Source organism: Agromyces sp. NPDC058126, from assembly GCF_042884595.1.
GTDB lineage: Bacteria > Actinomycetota > Actinomycetes > Actinomycetales > Microbacteriaceae > Agromyces.
Window position 1 is genome coordinate 264,230 of record NZ_JBHVTS010000004.1, and the last position, 22,312, is coordinate 286,541.

The 22,312-nt window shown below is 71.5% G+C and carries 22 protein-coding genes; 8 read left to right on the top strand and 14 right to left on the bottom strand.

Annotation, left to right across the window (positions count from 1 at the left end; all coding sequences use genetic code 11):
* The gene (locus ACFVTR_RS13845; protein WP_387038128.1) at positions 1-738 is read right to left on the bottom strand and encodes a sirohydrochlorin chelatase; all 738 of its coding nucleotides are present in this window, start codon (positions 736-738) and stop codon (positions 1-3) included.
* Between the two features lie 161 nt (positions 739-899).
* Between ACFVTR_RS13845 and ACFVTR_RS13850 the strand changes: the two genes are divergently transcribed.
* Both ACFVTR_RS13850 and ACFVTR_RS13855 read left to right on the top strand, forming a co-directional pair.
* Positions 900-1,772: a type II CAAX prenyl endopeptidase Rce1 family protein gene (locus ACFVTR_RS13850; RefSeq protein ID WP_387038131.1), complete on the top strand. Its 873-nt coding sequence runs from the start codon at positions 900-902 to the stop codon at positions 1,770-1,772.
* Between the two features lie 43 nt (positions 1,773-1,815).
* Positions 1,816-3,078, top strand: a complete 1,263-nt coding sequence (locus ACFVTR_RS13855; protein WP_387038133.1) for a glycosyltransferase — start codon at positions 1,816-1,818, stop codon at positions 3,076-3,078.
* 19 nt (positions 3,079-3,097) lie between these two features.
* On the opposite strand, the gene ACFVTR_RS13860 is transcribed toward ACFVTR_RS13855, so the two are convergent.
* Together ACFVTR_RS13860 and ACFVTR_RS13865 are read right to left on the bottom strand one after the other, a co-directional pair.
* Entirely contained in the window at positions 3,098-3,898 is an 801-nt protein-coding gene (locus ACFVTR_RS13860; protein ID WP_387038136.1) for a hypothetical protein, read from the bottom strand.
* Between the two features lie 117 nt (positions 3,899-4,015).
* The gene (locus ACFVTR_RS13865) at positions 4,016-4,777 is read right to left on the bottom strand and encodes a FadR/GntR family transcriptional regulator (RefSeq protein ID WP_387038138.1); all 762 of its coding nucleotides are present in this window, start codon (positions 4,775-4,777) and stop codon (positions 4,016-4,018) included.
* 145 nt (positions 4,778-4,922) lie between these two features.
* Here ACFVTR_RS13865 and ACFVTR_RS13870 point away from each other — a divergent pair, with 145 nt between their 5' ends.
* The 4 genes from ACFVTR_RS13870 (at position 4,923) to ACFVTR_RS13885 (ending at position 9,055) form a co-directional block, all read left to right on the top strand.
* Positions 4,923-6,017 carry an ABC transporter ATP-binding protein gene (locus ACFVTR_RS13870; protein WP_387038139.1) on the top strand — a complete coding sequence of 365 codons (1,095 nt, stop codon included), beginning with the start codon at positions 4,923-4,925 and terminating at the stop codon, positions 6,015-6,017.
* Between the two features lie 49 nt (positions 6,018-6,066).
* Complete coding sequence (locus ACFVTR_RS13875) at positions 6,067-7,245, top strand: ABC transporter substrate-binding protein (protein ID WP_387038141.1); 1,179 nt, start codon at positions 6,067-6,069, stop codon at positions 7,243-7,245.
* A gap of 68 nt (positions 7,246-7,313) precedes the next feature.
* Complete coding sequence (locus ACFVTR_RS13880) at positions 7,314-8,246, top strand: ABC transporter permease (RefSeq protein WP_376942887.1); 933 nt, start codon at positions 7,314-7,316, stop codon at positions 8,244-8,246.
* Positions 8,247-8,257: 11 nt separating this feature from the next.
* Positions 8,258-9,055 carry an ABC transporter permease gene (locus tag ACFVTR_RS13885; protein WP_387038143.1) on the top strand — a complete coding sequence of 266 codons (798 nt, stop codon included), beginning with the start codon at positions 8,258-8,260 and terminating at the stop codon, positions 9,053-9,055.
* A gap of 43 nt (positions 9,056-9,098) precedes the next feature.
* On the opposite strand, the gene ACFVTR_RS13890 is transcribed toward ACFVTR_RS13885, so the two are convergent.
* The 4 genes from ACFVTR_RS13890 to ACFVTR_RS13905 all read right to left on the bottom strand — a co-directional run bounded on the left by ACFVTR_RS13890 (position 9,099) and on the right by ACFVTR_RS13905 (position 13,837).
* Positions 9,099-9,743 (bottom strand): response regulator, encoded by a 645-nt coding sequence (locus tag ACFVTR_RS13890; RefSeq protein WP_387038144.1) that lies wholly within the window; start codon positions 9,741-9,743, stop codon positions 9,099-9,101.
* Entirely contained in the window at positions 9,734-10,981 is a 1,248-nt protein-coding gene (locus tag ACFVTR_RS13895; protein WP_387038146.1) for a sensor histidine kinase, read from the bottom strand. Before ACFVTR_RS13895 ends, ACFVTR_RS13890 begins: the two co-directional genes overlap by 10 nt.
* Before the next feature lie 90 nt (positions 10,982-11,071).
* Positions 11,072-12,904 carry a VWA domain-containing protein gene (locus ACFVTR_RS13900; RefSeq protein WP_387038148.1) on the bottom strand — a complete coding sequence of 611 codons (1,833 nt, stop codon included), beginning with the start codon at positions 12,902-12,904 and terminating at the stop codon, positions 11,072-11,074.
* Positions 12,905-13,171: 267 nt separating this feature from the next.
* Positions 13,172-13,837, bottom strand: a complete 666-nt coding sequence (locus tag ACFVTR_RS13905; RefSeq protein WP_387038150.1) for a hypothetical protein — start codon at positions 13,835-13,837, stop codon at positions 13,172-13,174.
* 146 nt (positions 13,838-13,983) lie between these two features.
* On the opposite strand from ACFVTR_RS13905, the gene ACFVTR_RS13910 reads away from it, so the two are divergent.
* Positions 13,984-14,592 carry a MarR family winged helix-turn-helix transcriptional regulator gene (locus tag ACFVTR_RS13910; protein WP_387038152.1) on the top strand — a complete coding sequence of 203 codons (609 nt, stop codon included), beginning with the start codon at positions 13,984-13,986 and terminating at the stop codon, positions 14,590-14,592.
* Between the two features lie 31 nt (positions 14,593-14,623).
* Here the strand turns inward: ACFVTR_RS13910 and ACFVTR_RS13915 are convergent, their stop codons facing one another.
* The 4 genes from ACFVTR_RS13915 to ACFVTR_RS13930 form a co-directional block, all read right to left on the bottom strand.
* Positions 14,624-16,075, bottom strand: a complete 1,452-nt coding sequence (locus ACFVTR_RS13915) for an MFS transporter (RefSeq protein WP_387038154.1) — start codon at positions 16,073-16,075, stop codon at positions 14,624-14,626.
* A gap of 145 nt (positions 16,076-16,220) precedes the next feature.
* Positions 16,221-17,138, bottom strand: coding sequence for a serine protein kinase RIO (locus ACFVTR_RS13920; RefSeq protein WP_387038155.1), 918 nt, complete (start codon positions 17,136-17,138; stop codon positions 16,221-16,223).
* Between the two features lie 168 nt (positions 17,139-17,306).
* Positions 17,307-18,008, bottom strand: a complete 702-nt coding sequence (locus ACFVTR_RS13925) for a class I SAM-dependent methyltransferase (protein WP_387038157.1) — start codon at positions 18,006-18,008, stop codon at positions 17,307-17,309.
* A gap of 72 nt (positions 18,009-18,080) precedes the next feature.
* Positions 18,081-19,595 (bottom strand): M1 family metallopeptidase, encoded by a 1,515-nt coding sequence (locus ACFVTR_RS13930; protein ID WP_387038492.1) that lies wholly within the window; start codon positions 19,593-19,595, stop codon positions 18,081-18,083.
* 120 nt (positions 19,596-19,715) lie between these two features.
* Here ACFVTR_RS13930 and ACFVTR_RS13935 point away from each other — a divergent pair, with 120 nt between their 5' ends.
* Positions 19,716-20,333 (top strand): TOPRIM nucleotidyl transferase/hydrolase domain-containing protein, encoded by a 618-nt coding sequence (locus ACFVTR_RS13935; RefSeq protein WP_387038159.1) that lies wholly within the window; start codon positions 19,716-19,718, stop codon positions 20,331-20,333.
* Here the strand turns inward: ACFVTR_RS13935 and ACFVTR_RS13940 are convergent.
* From ACFVTR_RS13940 to ACFVTR_RS13950, 3 genes are all read right to left on the bottom strand, one after another.
* Positions 20,320-21,078, bottom strand: coding sequence for a sulfite exporter TauE/SafE family protein (locus ACFVTR_RS13940; protein ID WP_387038160.1), 759 nt, complete (start codon positions 21,076-21,078; stop codon positions 20,320-20,322). The genes ACFVTR_RS13935 and ACFVTR_RS13940 overlap by 14 nt on opposite strands.
* A 150-nt stretch (positions 21,079-21,228) precedes the next feature.
* Positions 21,229-21,789, bottom strand: coding sequence for a hypothetical protein (locus tag ACFVTR_RS13945; protein WP_387038161.1), 561 nt, complete (start codon positions 21,787-21,789; stop codon positions 21,229-21,231).
* A 66-nt stretch (positions 21,790-21,855) separates the two neighbouring features.
* A complete protein-coding gene (locus ACFVTR_RS13950; RefSeq protein WP_387038163.1) occupies positions 21,856-22,296 on the bottom strand; it encodes a pyridoxamine 5'-phosphate oxidase family protein in 441 nt (146 codons plus the stop codon).
* Positions 22,297-22,312: the final 16 nt, after the last annotated feature.

Below are 22,312 nucleotides of genomic sequence, written 5' to 3' on the forward strand. Positions count from 1 at the left end.
CTACCCGAGGGTCGCCGCCGCCGCGTCGTAGCGGTCGAGCACGATCTCGACGAGCTCGGGCGGCGTCGCCGCGTCGGCCACGAGCAGCGGCTCGGTGACGACGTCGGCCCCGGCCGCCTCGGCGAGGTCCTGGAAGTAGCCGGGTGCGAGCAGGTAGCTCGCGACGACCACGGGGGAGCCGGGCGCATCCGCCCTCGCCTGCGACACCGCCTCGGGCAGCAGGGGCTCGGCCGCCGAGAGGAATCCGAGTCGGATGTCGCGCCCGGTCGCGGCGGCGAGGCGCTCGCGCATGTCGTGGCAATCGCGAACGGCGCGTGCGTCGCTCGATCCGGCGACCGAGAGCACGACGGTGTCGTCGTCACGCACCCCCGCCTCGGCGAGCCGGCGCGCGAGCACGGCCGCGAGCCGGTCGTCGGGGCCGAGGGCGTCCGCGAGCTCGACCCGCCGGTCGACGGTCGCCCTGACGGCTTCAGTGAGGTCGACGTGCACGTGGTAGCCGGCCGAGAGCAGCAGCGGCACCACGATCGCGGGCTCGCCGGGTGCGAGCGAGGCGAGCGTCGCCGGCACGTCGGGCTGCTCGACGTCGACGTGCCCGAGCCGGGTGGCCGGCGTGACATCCGGATGCCTCGTCGCGAGCGCCGCGGCCACCGCCTCGTGCAGCGCGCGCACCGCCCGTCGGCCCTCGGCCGAGGACGTGCCGTGCGAGATGCCGACCAGTGCGGGAGCGAGTGCCGTCATCGCACTATCGTCGCAAACATCACGGTCGCCGGGCGGTATCGACGCCGATTCATGACCGGACGACCCGGCACGGATTCGCCGCATCGTCCGGCCTGTTGCGGGGTCGAGAAGGCTCCCTCTCGATACCGTTCTCTCGTATCCGTTGCCATGGGGGAGTGTCGATGACTGAACAGGTGGCCGCCGCGTCGGGCTGGAAGCGGTTCTGGGAGCGCGGCGGGTGGTGGCGGGCCGTCCTCCTCGCCGTCGTGTACCTCGCGCTCTACCTCGCGACCGGTCAACTGGTCGGGCTGATCTTCGGCCCGCAGATCGACGACGAGAACCCCCTCGCCGATGTGCCGACCATCTTCTTCGGCACCGCGCTGGCGATCATCGTCGGTTCCGTCCTGCTGCTGCTGTTCGCCGGTTCGCTCGGGTGGCTCCGCGAGCTGTTCGGACGCCAGCCGATCGGCGGGCGCTGGTGGATGTGGATCGCGCCGGCCATCGTGCTGGCCGCAGCCCTGCTGCGCATCTTCGGAACGGACTACAGCCGCTACTCGGTCGGCGTGGTGCTCGCGATCTACCTCACAGGGCTCTGCATCGGATTCGCCGAGGAGCTGCTCACCCGTGGCCTCGCGGTGAACCTGCTCCGCAAGGGCGGGTACTCGGAGCGCGTGGTGATGCTGCTGTCGTCGCTCATCTTCTCGCTCCTGCACTCGGTGAACCTGCTGACCGGGCAGCCGCCGTTGACCGTGCTCGCCACGATGGGCTTCACCTTCGTGTTCGGCGTCGCGATGTACCTCACGCTGCGGGTCACCGGCAGCCTGATCTGGCCGATGCTGCTGCACGCGATCACCGACCCCTCGACGATGCTCGCCGTGGGCGGCCTCGACGAGACGCACGGCTCGGTCGACCAGCTCGCGACCCTCGCGGGGACGTCGACGTACCTCTACCTCCTGCTCGCGATCGTCGCCGTCTTCCTCGTGCGCGGGCGCGTCGGCAGGAAGGACGCGGTGCCCGGTCTCACGACGCCCGAGGGCATCGGCTCGACATCATGACGGCGACGATGACCGCGGCCGGCGCATCCGCGCCGACGGAGGGGTGAGCGCGGCAGCGCGCTCGCACATCGGCATGGCGACGATCCTGTTCTGCCCGGTGACCTTCAACCTCGCCGAGACCACCCGCATGATCCAGGTCGCGCGGGCGCTCGACCCGGCCCACCGGGTGGTGTTCCAGGGGTACGAGACCGACTTCGTCGACCTCATCCGCGAGGCGGGGTTCGAGTACCTCGTCGGCGAACCGGCCTGGGGTCGCGCCGAACGCGACCAGGCGATCGCCTTCGACCAGGGGCACTCCTTCCGGAGCCCGTTCACGCGCGAGCTCGTCGCCGCGCGGGTGGAGCTCGAGCGCCGCACGATCCGCGACCTCGGGGCATCCGCGGTCGTGACCGGGTCGAATCTCACGTCGTTCATCTCGGCGCGGGCCGAGGGCGTGCCGCTGTTCTACCCGGTGCCGTTCCCGCTCACCCGCCCGCAGGTCGCGCAGACGAAGCGGATGGGCTTCGTGACCGGGACCGGGCTGCTGGCGCGAGCCGCCGACCGGGTCGTGACGACCGCGTTCCGGTGGATCTACAACTCGGCGCCCCTCGCCCCGAAGGCGTTCACGAGCATCGCGAAGGCGAACGGCGTGCCGCCGCTGCGCACCGTCTCCTCATTGCTCACCGCCGACCGCAACCTCATCACCGAGATGCCGTGGGAGATGGACGGCTTCGAACTGCCCGACGGCTTCGAGCTCGTCGGGCCGATCTTCGCGCACCTCGACGCCCCGATGCCCGCGATCGTCGGCGAGCTCGCCGCCGCGCCCGAGCCGCTCGTCTATCTCGGACTCGGGTCGTCGGCCGATCGCGCGCTCGCGCTCGCCGCGGCCGAGGCGCTCGGCGGCCTGCCGATCAACGTGGTCGCGCCGATCGGCCACTACCTCGAGCCGGGCGATCGGGTCCCGGCGAACGTGCACGTGACGCCGCTGCTGCCGGCGCACGAGCTGGGCGGGCTCATCGACGCCGCCGTGCTGCACGGCGGCCAGGGCACCGTGCAGACGGCGTGCGCGACCGGCGTGCCGTTCGTGGGCATGGGGCTCCAGCCCGAGCAGACCTGGCACGTGCGCGCCTGCGAGCGACGCGGCAACGCGATCGCGGTCCCGCCGAAGCACGTCGCGAAGCCCGAGTTCACCGCGGCGGTGCGGCGGGTGCTCGACGACCCCGCGATCCGCACCGCGGCCGACGAGGTGCGCGAGGCCTACCGCGGCGCCGACGGCGCGGCGGCCACCGCGCGGTTGATCGAGCAGGCGGTCACGGCGGGTCGCTGATCGCGACGGCCCCGAGCCGTCAGTCGCGCGCGCTCTCGAGCACGAGCGCCAGCGAGGTGTCGCCGCACGGCACGAGCGCCGCGCCGCCGGGCAGCGACGTGGCATCCGCCGGTGCGCCCCCTTCGCGCTCGCGAAGGGGGGCCAGCGCCGCGACGAGCCCGTCGAGGCGGAGCAGCGCCCCGGTCGCGCGGTGCGAATCGGTCGAGGTGACGATGCGGCCCGAGGCGTTCACGAGGGTGCACGGATGACCCGACTCGCGTACGACCGGCAGCAGCACCCGTTCGAGGCTGGCGACGTACAGGTCGGTGCCGACGACGCCGGCCATCTCGCCCGCCGCGCGCACGGGCGTCGTGACGGTCACCGTGTAGTCGTCGGTGCAGAGGTAGTCGACGTAGGGGCCGGTGAGGTGCCGGGTGCCGGTGCGGGCGGGAACGCGCCACCACTCGAGCACCGTGTAGTCGCGGAACTGCTCGGCGTCGGGGTCGCTCACCGCTTCGAGGCGGCGCAGGCCCTGCTGCTCGGCCGAACCGAAGGTGTTCGCGCCGCTCAGCCACCAGGCGAGATGCCAGGGCGCGTCGGCGAGGTAGCCCGGTGCGGCGACGAACCCGGCACCGGTGATGAGGCTGCCCGGCGCGTCGAGCGCGGGGCCCACGAGCTCGGCGATGCGGGGGTCGAGCCGTGCGGCGCTCGGCATCGAGACCGAGAGGAGCTCGGACTCGATGCGGTCGCGCCAACGGTCGATCATCGCGAAGACGGGGTCGATGGTCGAGGCGATGCGCGTAGCGATCTGCAGCGCGGAGACGTCGACGGTGACGGTCATGGCCTCGGTCCTTTCTGTGCGGGGGAGGGGTGGGGACGGGGATGAGGGGGATGAGGGGACGGCGAGCGTCGGGAAGGGGGTGTGGAACGCTGTGCTGTTCGGTCGCCGTCGGCGCCGCTAGGGCAGCGGCGCCGGTGTCTCGAGGCGGATCTTCTCGTCGATGAGCCATTCGACCGCCGATTCGATGTGGACGGTCGTCGCCCGGCGTGCTTCGTCGGGGTCGACTGCGCGGATCGCCTGGATCACCTCGAGCCTCGCCTTCCTGCTGCGGTCACGATACGCCTGTTCGCGCATGCACAGCCAGAGCAACGGCCCGGCTTCGGCCTGCAGCCGCAGCTCCTCGTGCACGAGGCGGGGCGACTGGCTGACCGCGGCGATCTCGAGCTGGAACCGCCCGATCGCGCGCCGCGCGCCGCCCGCCGACAGGAGGTCGGCTCGGGCGTCGATGTCGGCGAGGCTCGCGAGGTCGTCGTCGCTGGCCCGGTCGGCGGCCACCTCGGCCGCCATGCCGGCGATGGCGGCGTAGTGCAGTGAGAGATCGCGCAGCTCGATCCGGCTGAGCGCGCGCACCCGTTCGTCGAGCATGCGCGCCGCGGCATCGCGGTCGTGCGTCACGAAGCTGCCGCCGTCGCGGCCGCGGCGGGTGAGCACGAGCCCCTTGTCGCGCAGCGCGACGAGCGCCTCACGCGCGGTGACGACGGCGACGCCGAGGCGCTTGGCGAGCTCGGATTCGCTCGGCAACCGCTCGCCGTCGCGGAGCACGCCGGCGACGATCGCGTCGGTGATCCGCTGCTCGACCAGCTCGGCGCGGCCGGCGCCGTCGAGCGGTGAGAACACGACGGCGTGGGTGGCGTCGGCACGGCTGGTCGCCTGCGGCATCCGACCTCCTGTGCTCGTGTCGCTGCGGATCTGTGACATGACCGTAACACGAGGGTCTGGACTTTTACATCTGGAGTCATATGATTTGGAACTGACGAACATCTGGAACCAGATGTTTGAATTCGTCAGCATCGAAGGAGATGTCATGACCCAAGCGCAGCCGGCGATCCGACTCACCGGACTCACGAAGGAGTTCGGCGCCGTCACCGCCGTCGACCACGTCGACCTCGAGATCGCCGCGGGCGAGTTCTTCTCGATGCTCGGCCCCTCGGGCTCGGGCAAGACCACGGTGCTGCGACTCATCGCCGGTTTCGAGCAGCCGACGGACGGCACGATCGAGCTCTTCGGCGAGGATGTCACGAAGCGCGCCCCGTTCGACCGCGACGTGAACACGGTGTTCCAGGACTACGCGCTCTTCCCGCACATGAGCGTGCTCGACAACGTGGCCTACGGCCTGCGCGTGCGCGGGCTCGGCAAGAAGGAGCGCAATGAGCGCGCGCGCCGCGCACTCGCGAGCGTGCGGCTCGAGCAGATGGCCGACCGCAAGCCCTCGCAGCTCTCGGGCGGCCAACGCCAGCGCGTCGCCCTCGCACGCGCCACCGTCGTCGAGCCGAAGGTGCTGCTGCTCGACGAGCCGCTCGGCGCCCTCGACCTGAAGCTCCGCGAGCAGATGCAGGTCGAGCTCAAGCAGATCCAGCGCGAACTCGGCATCACCTTCATCTTCGTCACCCACGACCAGGAGGAGGCCCTCACGCTCTCCGACCGCATCGCGGTCTTCAACGCCGGCCGGATCGAGCAGCTCGGCACCCCAGCCGAACTCTACGAGCGGCCCGTCTCGCGCTTCGTCGCCGACTTCGTCGGCACCTCGAACCTCTTCGGCCCCGAGCACTCGCTCGCGCTGCTCGAACGCGAGGGCCACCACTCGCTGCGCCCGGAGAAGATGACCGTCAGCGCCGACGGCCAGCGCGGCGAAGGCGTGCGGAACGCCGCCGGCACCGTCGTCGAGGCGATCTACCTCGGCAGCGGCGTCCGGCTCGTCGTCGACCTCGACGCCGGCCCTCGCGTGAGCGTGCTCGAGCAGAACGTGCGCGGCCGCGTGCACGACGACGAGCACGGCGACCGGGTCGTCGTCTCGTGGCACGACGGCGACGTCGTCGCGATCGACGGCGCGGCCGTCGGACCGCAGAACCCGACCCCGACCGCGTCGATCGGCGCGATGCTTCCCGGCACCGCCGGCTGAGTCATCCCCCCGCCCCCAACTGCACCACCAAGAGAAACAGGAGAGAACCATGATGCGAATGCGGAACGCGCGACGAGGCGCGACCGTCGGACTCGCGATCGCCTCGGTCGCGCTGCTCACCGCCTGCGGCACCTCGGGCGGCGGAGGCGGCGGCGACACGGAGGCGGCGACCGAGCTCGGCGACATGGAGGGCCAGCTGTCGGTGCTCGCGTGGCCGGGCTACGCCGAGGACGGCACGAACGACCCCGCCGTCGACTGGGTCACCCCCTTCGAGGAGGACACCGGCTGCGAGGTCACGGTCAAGACGTTCAACACCTCCGACGAGGCCGTCAACCTCATGAAGACCGGTGACTACGACGTTGTGTCGGCCTCCGGCGACGCATCGCTGCGGCTCGTCGCCGCCGATGACGTCCAGCCCGTGAACATGGAGCTGACGCCGAACTACGAGAACGTCTACGACTTCCTCAAGGACAAGGCGTGGAACACGGTCGACGGCGAGAACTACGGCATGCCGCACGGCTACGGCGCGAACCTGCTCATGTACAGCACGGACGTCTTCAGCGAGGCGCCCGCGAGCTGGAGCGTCGTCTTCGACGAGTCCGACGCGTACGCCGGCAAGGTCACGGCCTACGACTCGCCGATCTACATCGCCGACGCGGCCATGTACCTCATGGCCACCCAGCCCGACCTCGGCATCGAGAACCCCTACGCGCTCGACGAGGAGCAGCTGGCGGCGGCGGTCGACCTGCTGAAGACGCAGCGGGAGAACATCGGCGAGTACTGGTCCGACTACCTCAAGGAGATCCAGGCGTTCACGACCGGCGACAGCGTCGTCGGCACGACGTGGCAGGTCATCCAGAACGTGGCCGCGGCCGAGGGTGCACCGACCGACGTCACGGTTCCCGAAGAGGGCGTGACCGGCTGGTCGGACACGTGGATGATCTCGTCGGGCACCGAGAACCCGAACTGCTCGTACGCGTGGCTCGACTACATCGCGAGCCCCGAGGCGAACGGCCAGGCGACCTCGTACTTCGGTGAGGCGCCGTCGAGCGACGAGGCGTGCGAGTACCGCGAGGACTGCGAGGCCTACCACGCCGGTGACGCCTCGTACGCGGAGAACATCTGGTACTGGACCACGCCGATCGAGGACTGCGTGGACGGTCGCACCGATGTGACGTGCACCGACTACTCGGCATGGACCGAGGCCTGGCAGGAGATCAAGGGCTGACCCAGCCCGACCATCGGGGCGGCCCGCCGGCCGGGCCGCCCCACTCCGCTCGACACGACAGGACACGCATGACGACGAACACCCGGGCTCCCGCGCCCGCACCGGCGCGCCCCTCGGTTCCGCGCCCGCGGAGCACCCCCGCGCGCGCGGCATCCGTCTTCCTCAGCACCCACCCGCGAACCAGGCTCGCCCTGCTGCTCAGCGCACCGCTGTTCTGGCTCGGCGTCGTCTACATCGTGGCGCTCGTGCTGCTGCTCGTCACCGCGTTCTGGTCGGTCGACAGCTTCACGGGCGAGATCACGACCGAGTTCACGCTCGACAACATCATCGAGGTCCTGACGGGGTCGCTGTACCAGACCGTCACGGTGCGCACCGTGGGCGTCGCGCTCGCCGTCACGCTCATCGACGTGGCGCTCGCGCTGCCGATCGCGTTCTTCATGGCGAAGGTCGCGACGCCGCGGATGCGACGCGTGCTGCTCATCATGGTGCTGACCCCGCTGTGGGCCAGCTACCTCGTCAAGGCGTACGCGTGGCGTTCCGTGCTCTCGCAGGACGGCATCCTCCAGTGGCTCGTCGAACCGTTCGGCGGGGAGACGATCGGCTACGGGCTGCCGGCCACGATCATCACGCTGTCGTACCTGTGGCTGCCGTACGTGATCCTGCCCATCTACGCGGGGCTCGAGCGCGTGCCCGACTCGCTGCTCGAAGCCTCCTCCGACCTCGGCGGACGGACGTGGCCGACGATCCGCCTGGTCGTCTTCCCGCTCGTGCTGCCGGCGATCATCGCCGGCACGATCTTCAGCTTCGCGCTCTCGCTGGGCGACTACATCACGGTCAACATCGTGGGCGGGGCGAGCCAGATGCTCGGAAACCTCGTCTACACGAACGTGGGTGCGGCGAACAACCTCCCGCTCGCCGCCGCGATCGCGCTCATCCCGATCGTGATCATCTTCGGCTACCTGTTCCTCGTGCGTCGCACCGGCGCCCTCGACAACCTCTAAGGGGCGAACGAATGCGACTGTCGCGGCCTTTCCGCATCTCCCTCGGCGTCATCACCACGGCGATCCTGATCGTCGTCTACGTGCCCCTGTTCGTCGTGCTCGTGAACTCGTTCTCGACGTCGACGTCGCTCACCTGGCCCCCGCCGGGGTTCACGCTCGAATGGTGGGGCAAGGCGTTCCAGAGCGCCGGCGCGCTCGACGCGGTCGGCACGAGCGTCGTCGTCGCGCTCGTCGCCACCGCCGTCTCGCTCGTGCTCGGCACCCTCATCTCGCTCGCGCTCCAGCGGTTCGCATTCTTCGGGCGCGAGGCGATCAGCCTGCTCGTGATCCTGCCGATCGCACTGCCCGGCATCATCACCGGTATCGCGCTCAACAACTTCTTCCGCACGATCATGGGGGTGCCGCTCTCGATCTGGACGGTCGTGATCGCGCACGCGACCTTCTGCATCGTGACGGTGTTCAACAACGTGATCGCGCGACTCCGCCGCCTCGGCCTCAACCTCGAGGAGGCCTCGGCCGACCTCGGTGCCGGCGTCTGGACGACGTTCCGGCTCGTCACCTTCCCCCAGCTGCGCTCCGCGCTCCTCGCGGGCGGCCTGCTCGCCTTCGCACTGAGTTTCGACGAGATCATCGTGACGACCTTCACGGCGGGCTCGGGCGTGACGACCCTGCCCATCTTCATCCTGAACAACATGTTCCGGCCCAACCAGGCGCCGATCGTGTCGGTGATCGCGGTCGTGCTCGTGCTGGTGTCGATCATCCCGATCTACATCGCGCAGCGGCTCTCGGGGGAGGAGCAGCGGCGCTGAGGCATCCGTCGTCGGATGCCTCGCCTACCGGCAGGCCGCAGCGTCAGCGCTCGGCGAGGTAGGCGAGCACCGCGTGCACGCGCCGGTGGCCGCTCGCGTTCGCGGGCAGGTCGAGCTTCGCGAAGATGTTGCCGATGTGCTTGTGCACGGCGTTCTCGGTGATCACGAACCGCGCGGCGAGCTGGGCGTTGTCGTCGCCCTCGGCCATCGCCTGGAGCACCTCGGTCTCGCGCGGCGTGAGCCGTTCGAGCGGATCGTGGGGCCGCGGCCCCAGCAGCTGCGCCACCACCTCGGGGTCGATGACGGTACCACCCGCGATGATCCGGTGCAGGGCGTCGATGAACTCGCGCACCCGGCTGATCCGATCCTTCAGCAGGTAGCCGACGTGTCCACGCTCGTCCGACAGCAGCTCGGCGGCGTACTGGCGCTCGACGTACTGCGAGAGCACGAGCACGGGCAGGTGGGGATGCCTCCGGCGCAGTTCGAGCGCCGCCAGCACGCCCTCGTCGCGGAACGTCGGCGGCAGCCGCACGTCGGCGATGACGAGGTCGGGGGCGTTCGCCTCCACCGCCGCGATGAAGGAGGGGCCGTCGTCCGCGACCGCCACCACCTCGAAGCCCGCGCCGTCGAGCAGCAGCTCGAGCCCGGCCGCGAGGAGCACGTGGTCTTCGGCGAGGACTACCCGCACGTGATGCCGATCGCGATCGCCGTCGGGCCGCCCGCGGGACTGGTGATCGAGACGTCGCCGTCGAGTGCGGCGATCCGTGAGCGGATTCCGCGGACGCCCGTGCCCCGGCGCTCGTCGACGCCGCCGACGCCGTCGTCGACGACGTCGACCCGCAGCCGGTCGACCTCCCGGCGGAGGCGGACCTCGATGGAGCTGGCACCGCTGTGCTTCATCGCGTTCGTGATCGCCTCGTTGATCGCGTGGTAGACGGCGGTCTCGACCGCGACCGGCACCCGGCCGAGGTCGCCGCTGTCGATCGAGACGGGGATCCCCGAGCGGCCGCCGAGCGCGTCGAGGGCACCGGCGAGGCCTCGGTCGGCGAGGATCGGCGGGTAGATCGTGCGGATGACGCTGCGCAGCTCGGTCATCGCCTGCTCGGTGCCGGCATGGGCTTCGTCGAGCAGTTTCGCCACGGCCGGGTCGACGTCTCCGGCCTCGCGGGCCATGCCGAGCTTCATCGCGATCGTGACGAGACTGGCCTGCGTGCTGTCGTGCAGGTCGCGCTCGATCCGGCGCAGTTCGGCGCCGTGGGCGCCGACCACGTCACTGCGTGTTGCCGTGAGGGCCTCGACCCGGCCCTCGAGCGCCTCGGTTCTCGACGGGGCGAGCGCCGAGAGGGTGCGACGAGCGTGCGCTCGGGCCAGCGCCGGTACCACCCAGCGGGCGAGGGTGAGCGAGATGACGGTGCACACCGCCATCAGGAGTCCGGCGGAGCCCCAATCCGTGGCCTGGAACCCCGCCACCTGGAGCGGCGGGCCGGGTACGAGCCACCAGAACGGCAGCAGCACGACCATGACGGCCAGTCCGGCGCACACGAACGCGACGAGGCCGAACAGCGTGCCCGCGGCAAAGTGGAACAGCAGCCACCCAGCGACCCGGCGGGTCGCCGGTGCGCGCAGCAGCGCCAGGGTCGCGCTCGGACCGATGCGGGTCGATGCGGGCGGGAGCGGGGCGGCACTCGTGCCGAGCAACCGGGCGGCGGCCGCCTGATGCAGGGCCGCCCACCGGTTGAGTCCGGCGTTCGCCCACGGAAGCAGCACGAGTCCGAGCCCGAAGACCGCGATCGTCACCGCCGCGACGACTCCGAGCATGGCGAGGACGATCGTGACCATCGCGCTGGGAAGGCCGATCAGCAGGTAGCGCAGACTGGGCCCGACCTCTCGGTACCGTGCCGTCGTGGTGCTCTCGTCGCTCGTCATGTCACCAGTCTCGCCGCCCCGGAACGGACGGTCACTACAGCTGGCTACCCTCTCGGCGAACTCCGGCAGCGGGTTCGACCCGCTCCTCGGTCAGAAGCTCGTGACGAGGTCGCCCAGCACGGCCGTGAGCTTCGTCGGGTCGGTCGCGTCGTAGTACTGCGCGCCCGTGGCCGTCGAGATCTCCCGGAGGGTCTTGGTGTCGGCGTTTGCGCCGTACGCGAGGGTGAAGACGAGCACGGGGGTGTCGTCGTGCAGGCGCTCGAGACCCGCGAGCATCTGCTTCTTCGAAGTCGGGCTCGGGCCGAGCGTCTCGTTCGTGCCGTCGCTCAGGAGCACGATCGCGTTGATGCGCTCGGGGTCCCAGTCGTCGCCGCGCTGCTTCGCGAACGTGTCGATCGCCGTGTACAGGGGCGTGAACTCGACCGGTTCGAGCGCGCCGAGCGCGTCGAGGAACTTGGTGCGATCGGTTCGTGCGTCGGCGACCGGGCTCACGAGCCCAGGGGTGACCGGCCCGTCGTCGACGGCGCTGAACGCGGCGAGGCCGACGTTGTCGCCCTTCGAGAAGTGGCCGAGCGCCTTCTCTATCGCCTGCTTGGCCGCGGCGAGCTTGGTCTCGCCGGTCGGGATCCTCTCCTCCATGGAGCCCGAGACGTCGACGAGGAACAGCACCTGGGCGCGCTTGCGCACGGCCGGGAAGGTGCTGTCGATCGCGGCGAGCACCTCGCGGCCCGGAAAGGCGAGTGCGCCCGACGGGCGCGCGGGCAGGCCCCCGACCTCGGTGACGATGGGATCGAGCGCGCCGTTCAGGTCGTGGTGGCCCGAAGCGCGCACGATCTGCTGGCCCTGCTTCGTGCCCGCGAACTGCAGGAGGTCGCGGGCGGCCTCCTTCTCGGCGGCGTCGACCCACGGGCCGTCGAGCACGGTGAGCGGGTTGTCGGCGACGTAATACCCGTCGCTCGGGTAGATCGGCACGAGCTTCTCGCCGGGCGGGGTCGACTCGGCGCGGCTCACGCCGTCGGAGCTCGTGATGCCGCGGTTGTAGTCCCAGACCGTCTTCTCGTCGACGATGACCGCCGAGAGGAAGTCGGCGATCGAACCCTGCTTCTCGGACGCGCGAGCCTGTGCGAGGAAGCGTTCGGGCGTGGCCATGTAGTGGCTGGTGGCGAGCTCGTCCTGCCGGACGGCCTTCATCACCTCGGTGTTGCGGATCTGGCTCGTGGTGAGCTCGGCCAGCGCCCCCGCCTCGCTGCCGAATTCGGCGAGCATGGCGGCCTGGCCCGAGCTCGCCATGAGCGGGCTCGTCTTGCCGAGCTTGAAGGTGCCCCACTCGGGGTGGTCCATCCAGCTCCAGGTGGCCTCGTCGCGTGCGGCGTTGAACACGTCGCTCCAGCTCGGGCGCGTCTCGATCCAGCCGATCGCGTCGGCGAGTGATTGGGGCATCGCGAGGACGATCGCCGAGGATCCGATGCTCGTCCCTTCGGTGGGCACGTTCTCCGCCCCGCCGGCGTCCTGCGCGACGGCGAGCCAGGAGCTCGCGTCGGGCAGCCAGACGGTCGGCTTGTCGTCGGCGGCGACGCCGGCGAAGCCGGCCGCCGCGTCGGTCGCGGCCGTGCCCGAGACCGCCTTCGTCGCGACGGCGTCGACACAGCGACCCTCGACGCTGCGCGGCTGCGCGTTGTAGCCGTCGACGAGGCGCGTCACCAGTTCGGCGTTCTCGTACGACGAGAGCACGTTGAGCGCGATGCACGGCTTCTTTCCGTCGTGCGCCGACGGATGGTCGGAGGGAAAGATGCCGGGCTCCGCCGTGGTCGAGGCGGTCGGCGTCGAACCGACCGCACCGCCCTGGCCGGTGAGCACGACCGCGGTCGCGACGCCGCCGCCGAGCAGCACCATCACGAGCGACGCGGCGGCGACTACCCACACCCGGCGCCGTCGCTGTCGCCGTTGCGATCGATCGCGGCGCCGCCCGTCGTCGGCGCTCACGACCGGCGACCTCGCGCACCGCGCTGCGGTGCGGGGCCGATCCGGCGTCGTGCCGCTGCCGGACGGGGGGCGGGCGTCGGCGTGCAGGTGACGAATGCTTCGGGCATCATTGCGTCCTGGGGGTAGGGGGTCAGGCGATACTATCCTGCGCCGGACCGTGCGCCAACGGGTTTTCGCGGCGGCTGCCCGAACGTGGTCGCGATCGGATCACCGGCACGGGAGCCCGTGGTCGGCGACGCGCTCGGGGTGGGCGCCGGGGGTGCCGTGGCCGAAGTCGCCGCGGGCAGGGCGGTGGTGCTCGTGCCGCGGGTGCTCGTTGCGCTCGTGGTGCTCGTGCGGGTGGCCGTGGAACTCGCGGCGACCGTACCCGCGGTGCCCGTGCTCGTGGTGCTCGCGGTGGCCGTGGCCGCCGTGGCGGCCTTCGACGCGGCGGTGGCGCCGGGGCATCCGCTCGCCTTCGGACCACCCGAGCTCGCGGGCGATCGCCTCGAGCGAGTCGAGAGTGGTCCGGAAGGCCTCGGGCGTCACGGCGCCCGCGACGCGCGAGCGCAGTGCGGTGACGCGCTCGAGGAGCGCGGAGTACGACGACTCGCCCTCCTCGGTGAGGCGCGGTGCGCCGGGCTCGTCGGTGACCCAGCCGCGCTCGACCAGCGGGGCGAGGCGCTCGGGGTGGGCGGCGAGCTTGCTGCGGAGCCGCGTGTCGTCGACCGTGCCGGCGATGACGTTGAGCCGTCGCCAGTCGCGACGGGTGATGCCCTCGTCGGCGAAGAGCTCGAGCATGGCGTCGTCGAGCTTGCGGTCGACGACGCGGAGCCAGTAGCCGATGGGGCGCTGGGCGGGGGTGTGGTTCTGGGTGGTCTCCGGGGAGTTCATGGTGGTTCCTTTCGTGACGCGATGCGCGTCGAGGTCGGCCGCACTGGAGGCGTGCCGTTGCTGCGAGCCCCTCCGCACCGATGGAGCGGGCGGTCGGGGCCTTCTCAATTGCATGTCGCATGACATGTATATGTACAATGACATACATGAACGACGGTCGTCAAGTCCCTCCCGGCGAACACCCAGCTGCGGGCGACGCCGGGGCATCCGACCCGGTCGCCGCCGTCGAGGCGGCGCTCGTCGCGATGCGACGCGACCAGGGTCGGCGACGGCTGCAACGCCGCAGCGAGCACGGCGGGCCGCACCACGGGCACGGGCCGCACGGCGACCACCACGGTCACCACGACCACGACCACGAGCACGAATCGGATGCCGCCGGCCGGCCTCAGCGCCGAGGCCGAGGCGGCCCGGGGCTCGCGCAGGCGGCGCGCTTCCGGCTGCTCGACGCGCTCGAGGCGGCGCCGCAGCCGCCGTCGGTCGGGCAGCTCGCCGAGGCGATCGGCGTCGATCAGCCCCGCGCGAGCCGGCTCGTGCAAGCCGCCGTCGAGGCCGGGCACGCCCGTCGCGAGGTCGACGCGGCCGACGCGCGCCGCAGCGCGATCGTGCTCACCGCCGCCGGCCGGCGCGTGCTCGCGGGCGCTCGCGACACCCGCCGCGGCGCCGTCGAGACCGCGCTCGCCGGCTTCACCCCCGACGAGTCGGCCGAGTTCGCCCGACTGCTCACCCGCTTCGTGGCGGCCTGGCCGCGCGACTGATCAGGCTGGCATCAGCCGGGCGAGACACCGCTCAGCGCTGCGCTTCCGGCACCTTCACGTACAGCATCAGCACGAAGCCGGCCGCGACCACGAGGATGATGCCGAGGATGCCCCAGTACGTGGCGCCGAACAGCCCGATGAACAGCGACCAGAGCATCGGCGAGAGGAAGCTCGCAGCGCGACCGGTCGTCGCGTAGAGGCCGAAGATCTCGCTCTCGCGCCCAGCCGGGGTCACCCGTGCGAGGAACGACCGCGACGCCGCCTGCGCCGGACCGACGAAGAGCGTGAGCGCGAGGCCGAAGATCCAGAAGATCACCTTGCCCACATCGTGCATGAAGAAGACGAGGGATCCGGCGACGATGATGCCGGCGAGCGCGGTGAGGATGACGGCGCGGGGGCCGAAGCGGTCGTCGAACCGCCCGGCGACGATGGTCGAGACGCCCGCGAGCAGGTTCGCCGCGATGCCGAAGATCAGCACCTCGTCACGCGAGAAGTGGAACGCCACCGCAGCGATGATCGCGCCGAAGGCGAACACCCCGGCGAGGCCGTCGCGGAAGACCGCGCTCGCCAGCAGGAACCAGAAGGTGGGCCGCGAGTCGCGCCACAGCGCCTTGATGTCCTTCACGAGCACGACGTAACTGCGCCAGAACGACACCCGCTCCCCGCGCGGCGCGGGCGGTGCCTCGGGCACGTACACGAGCACGGGCCAGGCGAAGAGCAGGGTCCACACGGCGCAGCCGAGCGCGATCACCCGGTACGCGAGGCCGTTGTCGGTCGGCATGCCCCACCAGCCGAAGCTCGTCGCGACGACGACGAGCACGAGCGCGATGATGCCGCCGATGTAGCCGAGGCCCCAGCCGAGGCCCGAGACCTTGCCCACCGTCTTCGGCGTCGACACCTGCACGAGCATCGCGTTGTAGTTGACGCCCGCGATCTCGCTGAACACGGTGCCGGCGGCGACCAGCGAGATGCCGAGCAGGAAGTAGGCGGGCGAGCCCTGCACGAAGAACAGCCCCACCATGCACGCGACGAGCGCGGCGGTGGCGCCGCCGAGCCAGACCTTGCGACGGCCCGCGACGTCGGCTCGCTGGCCGAGCACGGGTGCGAGCACGGCGATCAGGATGCCGGCGATCGTGATCGCCCAACCGAGGCCCGCGGCGAGCTCGGCGATCCCGCGCTCGTAGGTCGGGTCGCCCTCGCCGAGCGCCGCGACCGCAGGGTCGAGGAAGGTGTCGCTCGTGAGGTAGAGCGCCGTGAACACGAAGGTGAGGATGACCGAGTTGAACGGCTGGGTGGCCCAGTCCCACAGCGCCCACGAGGCGACCTGGCGCCGCGGGATCTCGCGCCCCTCCTGCCGCTGCAGTCCCATCACGCGGATGGCGCCGCTCTGAGCGGTTGCGGGCGGCACGGGCACCTCGGCGTCGCCGGAGGGTCGGGTGGAGGGCGACGCGGGGGTGGCGCCGTGCTCGGTCGGGTCGGTCATGGGGGCAGTCTCCCGGCAGCCGGTGAACGGGTGGTGACCGCGCGGGCCGGGGGCCGATCCGCGTCGATCGAGTTGCACACTACCGCGCGGCGGGGCGGCGAGGCATCCATGTCGCTGCCTCGACCGCCCGCGTGCCCCCCGGTGTTCACATCGCGACCACGCCGACGAGCTCGCCGAACAGCTCTTCGGGGTCGCATTCGAGCCGCTGCCTCGTGAACCAGGAGCACACGTTGACGCAGTCGCGGTGCAGCAGGTCGAAGCCCTGCGGGTTCGAGATGAGGTCGACGACCTGGGGCAGGTCGATCGCGACCACCCGCCCCTCGTGCACGAGCAGGTTGTACGGGGAGAGGTCGCCGTGGGCGAGCCCGCCGGCGGCGAGCGTGTGCATGAAGTCGACGACCTGGTGGAAGAGCTCGCGCAGCTCATCGGGCGTCGCCCGCACCTGCGCGAGTCGCGGTGCCGCGACGCGGCCGTCGCCGATGAACTCCATGAGCACCTCGGTGCCGGCGACCTGTACCGGGTAGGGCACCGCCGCGCCCAGCTCGGTGAGCCGCGAGAGCGCTTCGAACTCGGCGTACGCCCACTGCACGCGCGCGACCTCGCGGCCGAAGGTCGTGCCCTTCGCGAGGGCGCGCGCGTCGCGGCTGCGGCGTGTGCCGCGGCCCTCGGTGTAGACCGTCGAACGGTGGAAGTCGCTGTGCTCGGTGCTGCGGTACCGCTTCGCGGCGAGCAGCACGGAGTTGCCCGCGACCAGCGGGTCGGCAACCGGCACGGCGCGTTCGATGAGCGACAGGTCGGCCTCCTTGCCGGTCTTCACGACGCCGAGTTCGGTGTCGATCGCCGCGGCGGAGGTGACGAGCCAGTCGGGGCGCGGCGCCGGGCCGCGCTCGGAGGGGGTGGTCGCCGGCCAGGTCGACCAGCGTTGGCCCTCGCCGGGTTCCGCGTCGAGGAAGGCGAGGTCGCCCGCGTCGAAGCGCGGGGTCGTGAGGGGCGTGGATGCGTCGCGGCCGGTGATGATCGAGCGCACGACGGCGGATTCGTCGAGAGACGAGATGAGATGCAAGGTGGTTTCTCCGAAGGTTGCGGAGGCCACCGGGCCGCGATCAGCGGCTGAGGGCCTCGCAGGATGAAGGGATGTCGAGGGTCATGACAAGGACAGCCATGGTCGTCTCCTCTCCTCCAGCCGGATGCTCCGGGCCCGAATCCGCGTGATGCACGCAGCTTGGGCAGTCTAGGGTGTGCGGCGAGCCGCGTCCAGACCCGATTCCCCGGGCATGGATGCCTCGAGGTACAGCCGCTGCGACGCGATCTCCTGCTCGTAGGGTGCGCGATCGGCGAGCCGCTCGACCGTGAAGCCCGCCGCCTCGGCCGCGGAGGCGAGCTCGGCCGCAGTGAACTCGGCCCAGTAGACGTCGATGCCCGAGCCGAGCGGGTCGGTGACCACGCCGTCGGCATCGCCCGCCTTCGCCACGACGAGCAGGTGGCCGCCCGGCTTGAGCGCCGAGGCCCAGGCGGCGAACGTGCCGGGCAGCAGCGACTTCGGCTGGTCGTGCAGCGAGTAGTTCGAGACGATCCCGTCGAACCGCCCGCCGAGCGGGTCGAGGTCGAGCGCGCGCTGGTCGCCGAGTTCGAATCTCAGCCCCGGTCGCTCGCGGCGCGCGAGCGCGATGCACCGCGGCGAGAGGTCGATGCCGGTGACCTCGAGCCCGTGCGCGGCGAGCACGGCGGCGACGTGCCCGCACGGGCCGCACCCCACGTCGAGCGCGCGCGCGCCCGGGCCGAGGCGGCGGGCGAACCCGGCGAACAGCGCGAGGTCGTGGGGCTTGCCCTCGAGCTCGTCGCGGAAGAGCTCGAGGTAGTGGTCGGCGCGGGCGTCCCACGAGCGCACGACATCGGCGGCGCTGCCGGGCTCGGGCGCGGAGGCGCGGGTCATCCCGTCATCGTAGGACCGGCGTCGGCTCGAGGGGCGCCGAGCGGACGCCCCTCGAGCCGACGGACGGGATGACTACGGCTGGACCCAGTCCGCCGGCGGCTTCACCTGGTCGGTGAGCCAGATCTCGAAGAACTCGTCGAGGTCCTCGCCGGAGACCTCCTCGTAGACCGCCTGGAAGTCGTCGGCGGTCGCCGCGGAATCGTCGTAGCGCTCGAGCCAGAGCCGGGCGCCCTCGAAGAACGCGTCGTCGCCCACCTCGACCCGGAGCGCGTGCAGGGTGCCCGCGCCGCGGTTGTAGACCTGCGTGGCGAACAGCCCGAGCGGCCCCGGATCGCCGATCTGCAGCTGCCAGTACGCGGGTGTCCGAGCGGGGGCGTACCAAGCGTTGTAGCTCTGCTGCGCGGTGGCGCCGCCGTTCTCCTCGGTCCACATCCAGGTCGCGTAGGTCGCCCAGCCCTCGTTGAGCCAGATGTCCTGCCAGCGCTCGGGGCTCACGGCGTCGCCGAACCACTGGTGGGCCAGCTCGTGCGCCACGGTTCCCTGACTCGCCTGGCTCGAGTACACCGGTCGGGTCTGCGTCTCGAGGGCGTAGCCGACGGAGTCGTCGTCGACGATCGAGCCGAACGCGACGAACGGGTACGGCCCGAACCGGCTCTCGAAGAAGTCGATCATCGCCGCCTGGCGGGCCAGGCTCGCGTTCGTGGTGGCGAGCCGCGAGGGCGAGAGGTCGCGGTCGACCGCGTCGATGATCGGCACGCCGCTCGCCGAGGAGGTCGCCGCCCTGAGCTCGAAGTCGCCGACCGAGGCGGTCGTGAGGTAGCTCGCCTGCTGGTCGGGCGCATCCCAGTACCAGGTGGTCAGGCCGTCGGCCGTCACTGCGGGTTTCGGCTGGGTTCCGTTCGCGACGGCCACCTTGCCCTCGGGCACCGTGATCGCGAAGCTGTAGCTCGCCTTGTCGGTCTGGTGGTCGCTGACGGGGTACCAGGTCATCGATCCGTCGGGCTCACTGGCGACGATCGCGCCGTCGCGGGTCGTCACCCAGCCGTACAGCGCCTCCTCGATGTCCTCGGGACGCGTCGTGACGCCGCCGTACTCGATCACCACCTGCGCGCGCTGACCCGCCTTGAGCTTCGGTCGGGGCTGCACCGTGAGCTCCCAGACGCGGGCCCCGTCGTCCTGCACGTGCCAGTACGCGGACCCGTCGACGACGGCTCCGGGTGCCGGAGGCGAGACGGCGGTCGTGCGCTTGCCGTTCACCGAGAGGGACTCGACCTCCATGCCGCGGAGGTCGAGGTTGAACCGGTCGAGGTCCTGGGTCGCGACGAGATCGATCGTCGCGATGCCGTGGAGCTCTCCCTCGAGGGGCGCCGGCGCAGCGGCGGGCGGGGTGTAGTCGAGGTCGAGGTCGTAGTGCTGCACGTCGTAGCCGCCGTTGCCCGAGAACGGGAAGTACGCGTCGCCCGCCCCCGCGGCGCCGGCCGTGTACCGGGGCCCGGGCCCCTTCGGGGCGGCGGCGGCGCCGATCGCGCCCAGACTCCCGATCGCCAGTGCCGCGACGGTCGCACCGCCGAGCAGTCGTGCCCGCATCCTGTCCACGAGTTCTCCCTCATCGTCCGGCCCGCATATGTGCTGAACTCTAGACGCGCGGGCGCGTGGCCGGTAGACCCGCGCACGGGTCACGCCAGGGGGCCGGAGTAGGGTCGCACCATGCGGGACGTGGTCATCGCCGAGGCATCCACCGTCGTGCTCGTCGAGGGCGAGAGCGACCGGCTGGCCCTCGAGGCGCTCGCCGTGCGCCTCGGCGCCGACCTCGCGGCGGCCGACGCCGTCGTCGTCCCGATGGACGGCGTGACCAACCTGCACCACCACCTCAGCGCGCTCGCGGCGGAGGCTGCGGCCCCAGGTCGTCCGCGCCGCCGCGTGCTCGGCCTCTTCGACGCGGCCGAGACCGCGTACGTGCGCCGCGCCGTCGACGACGCCGGCCTCGGAGGCGTCGGCGCCCCGCTCGACGAGCTCGGGTTCTACTCGTGCGAGCCCGACCTCGAGGGCGAGCTGATCCGCGCGCTCGGCCCCGGCCGCGTCGAGGAGCTGCTCGCCGACCAGGGCGAACTGGCGCGGTTCCGCACCTTCCAGCGGCAGCCGTTCCAGCGGGGGCGCGCGCTCGACGCGCAGCTCCGCCGTTTCATGGGCACCCACGCCGGCCGCAAGGCGCAGTTCGCGCCCATCCTCGTCGGCGCGCTCGAGGCCGCGCGCATCCCGGTCGCGATGGCGGCGCTCGTCGCGGCGGCCGCCGAGGGCCCCGACGCTCCGGCTACCGCACCATGAAGTAGACGAGCGCCGCGAGCCCGATCACGACGATCACGGCCCGGTACGCCGTCTGCGGGATGTGCCGGCCGTAGCGCCCGCCCAGCGCCCCGCCGATGAACGCCCCGATCGCGATCGCGAGCGCGGCGAGCCAGGCGATCTCGGTGACCGCGACGAACACGAGCGCCGCGACGAGGTTCGCGGTGGCGGCCATCGCGTTCTTGTACGCGTTCGCCCGAACGAGCGAGCCCGCCATGGTGATCGAGAGCAGGGCCAGCAGCAGCACTCCCTGCGCCGCCCCGAAGTAGCCGCCGTAGACGGCCGTGAGCCCGGCGACCGCCATCGTCGCGATCGGGTGGTCGTGGTGCTCGGCCTGACGGTGCAGCCGGGTCGTCCACCGCTTGATCTGCGGGCCGAAGACCACGAGCAGCAGCGCCAGCACGATGAGCGCCGGCACGATCATGTCGAACGCCTCGGTCGGCAGCTGCAGCAGCAGGAGCGCTCCGGTCGCGCCGCCCGCCGCCGAGAAGCAGAGGAACACGCCGAGGCGACGCCACTCGCCGCGGAACTCGGAACGCCCCGCGAAGGTGGCGACGAGCGAGGCGGGCAGCACGCCCACGTTGTTCGTGACGTTCGCGAGCACTGGCGGGTATCCGAACGCCAGCAGGATCGGGAAGGTCACGAGCGACCCCGAACCGACCACCGAGTTGATGCCGCCGGCGACGATGCCGCCGAGCAGCAGGGCGGCGAACTCGAGCGGGCTCATCGGGCGGTCACAGCGAGTCGGCGCATCCCACGATTCAATCAGTCCGGATGCCTCGTACTCCGCGCCGGGCGTCCGGGATGAAGCGCAGGGGAGGACGGTCTGTCGCGCCGCGGGCGCGGCGGCGGATCGGAGCCCGCCGCCCGCCCGGTGCTACTGCAGTTCGGCGACCGAGTCGAGCAGGTCGGCGTAGCTCACGAAGTACGTGACGCCGTCGACGTGCACGATCGACGGCTGGTAGTTCGCGTCGTAGTCGGCCGGCGCGAGCATCGTCCCGGTGATCGGGTCGTCCGAGACCGTCCAGCCGGCGGATCCGATCTCGGCGCTGCGGGCGGCCCACGCGGCGTCGTCCTCGGCGAGGCGCGAGAACCAGACGGCCACGTCGCTCTGACCCTTCGACCACTGGCAGTCGAGGGCGCCGTCGGCGGTGAGGTCGACCATGACCTGGCCGAGCGGGAAGGGGGACTCGGTGTTCAGCGTCAGCCCGTCGGCCGCGAGCTCGGCGTTCTCCTCCTCGGTGAAGACCGTGTCGCAGCTCGGCTCGGCACCGGCGTCGGTCGCCGCCGGCGTGGCCTCGGCGGACGGTTCGGCCTCGGCGCTCGGCGAGGACTCGTTCGCGGTCGGTTCGGCGGGGGTGGCGGCGCATCCGCTCAGCAGCAGCAGCGCGAGGCCGGTCGCGGCGGTCAGCGCGCGCGGCAGGATTCGTAGGGTCATTCTCGGCACACTACTGCCGTGCGAGCCGCCCTGGGTCAGGGGTATCCCTGACGGAGGTACGGCCGGTCAGCCGCCGGTCGCCGCGCGGTCGAATTCGCGGCCGTGCACCTCGGTCGGGACGATGCGCACCCAGCGGTCCTTCGCCTCTGGCGCCCACGGGGTGATGCCGAGGGCCTCGGCGGCTTCGATCTCGCTCTCGCGGTCGAACTCCTCGGCAGTGCCCTTCACGACGACGCTGAACGCCTGAGTGTCGCTGAACCCGTCGATCTGGAAGGCGACGCCGTGCCGGATGGTGAGTTCCAGCAGCTTCGTGCCGGCGGAGGTGCGGAACACGATGACGGGCCCGTTCGCGCCGCTCGGGTCGACGACGTGGTTCACCGGGAAGATGTCGACCTCGCCGCCCGCGGCGGTCGCGATGCGACCGTACGGTGCGCGTGAGAGTCGCTCCCAGCAGTCCGCCTCGGTGAGCGATCGTGTCGGCATGCGGCCCTCTTCGGTCTCGTCCATGCCTCGATTCTCCTCG

Bases quoted from the DNA above. Each gene is read 5' to 3' on its own strand.
- ACFVTR_RS13845 (WP_387038128.1), bottom strand. From the start codon at position 738: ATGACGGCACTCGCTCCCGCACTGGTCGGCATCTCGCACGGCACGTCC.
- ACFVTR_RS13850 (WP_387038131.1), top strand. From the start codon at position 900: ATGACTGAACAGGTGGCCGCCGCGTCGGGCTGGAAGCGGTTCTGGGAG.
- ACFVTR_RS13860 (WP_387038136.1), bottom strand. From the start codon at position 3,898: ATGACCGTCACCGTCGACGTCTCCGCGCTGCAGATCGCTACGCGCATC.
- ACFVTR_RS13865 (WP_387038138.1), bottom strand. From the start codon at position 4,777: ATGCCGCAGGCGACCAGCCGTGCCGACGCCACCCACGCCGTCGTGTTC.
- ACFVTR_RS13870 (WP_387038139.1), top strand. From the start codon at position 4,923: ATGACCCAAGCGCAGCCGGCGATCCGACTCACCGGACTCACGAAGGAG.
- ACFVTR_RS13875 (WP_387038141.1), top strand. From the start codon at position 6,067: ATGATGCGAATGCGGAACGCGCGACGAGGCGCGACCGTCGGACTCGCG.
- ACFVTR_RS13880 (WP_376942887.1), top strand. From the start codon at position 7,314: ATGACGACGAACACCCGGGCTCCCGCGCCCGCACCGGCGCGCCCCTCG.
- ACFVTR_RS13885 (WP_387038143.1), top strand. From the start codon at position 8,258: ATGCGACTGTCGCGGCCTTTCCGCATCTCCCTCGGCGTCATCACCACG.
- ACFVTR_RS13895 (WP_387038146.1), bottom strand. From the start codon at position 10,981: ATGACGAGCGACGAGAGCACCACGACGGCACGGTACCGAGAGGTCGGG.
- ACFVTR_RS13905 (WP_387038150.1), bottom strand. From the start codon at position 13,837: ATGAACTCCCCGGAGACCACCCAGAACCACACCCCCGCCCAGCGCCCC.
- ACFVTR_RS13910 (WP_387038152.1), top strand. From the start codon at position 13,984: ATGAACGACGGTCGTCAAGTCCCTCCCGGCGAACACCCAGCTGCGGGC.
- ACFVTR_RS13915 (WP_387038154.1), bottom strand. From the start codon at position 16,075: ATGACCGACCCGACCGAGCACGGCGCCACCCCCGCGTCGCCCTCCACC.
- ACFVTR_RS13925 (WP_387038157.1), bottom strand. From the start codon at position 18,008: ATGACCCGCGCCTCCGCGCCCGAGCCCGGCAGCGCCGCCGATGTCGTG.
- ACFVTR_RS13930 (WP_387038492.1), bottom strand. From the start codon at position 19,595: ATGCGGGCACGACTGCTCGGCGGTGCGACCGTCGCGGCACTGGCGATC.
- ACFVTR_RS13935 (WP_387038159.1), top strand. From the start codon at position 19,716: ATGCGGGACGTGGTCATCGCCGAGGCATCCACCGTCGTGCTCGTCGAG.
- ACFVTR_RS13940 (WP_387038160.1), bottom strand. From the start codon at position 21,078: ATGAGCCCGCTCGAGTTCGCCGCCCTGCTGCTCGGCGGCATCGTCGCC.
- ACFVTR_RS13945 (WP_387038161.1), bottom strand. From the start codon at position 21,789: ATGACCCTACGAATCCTGCCGCGCGCGCTGACCGCCGCGACCGGCCTC.
- ACFVTR_RS13950 (WP_387038163.1), bottom strand. From the start codon at position 22,296: ATGGACGAGACCGAAGAGGGCCGCATGCCGACACGATCGCTCACCGAG.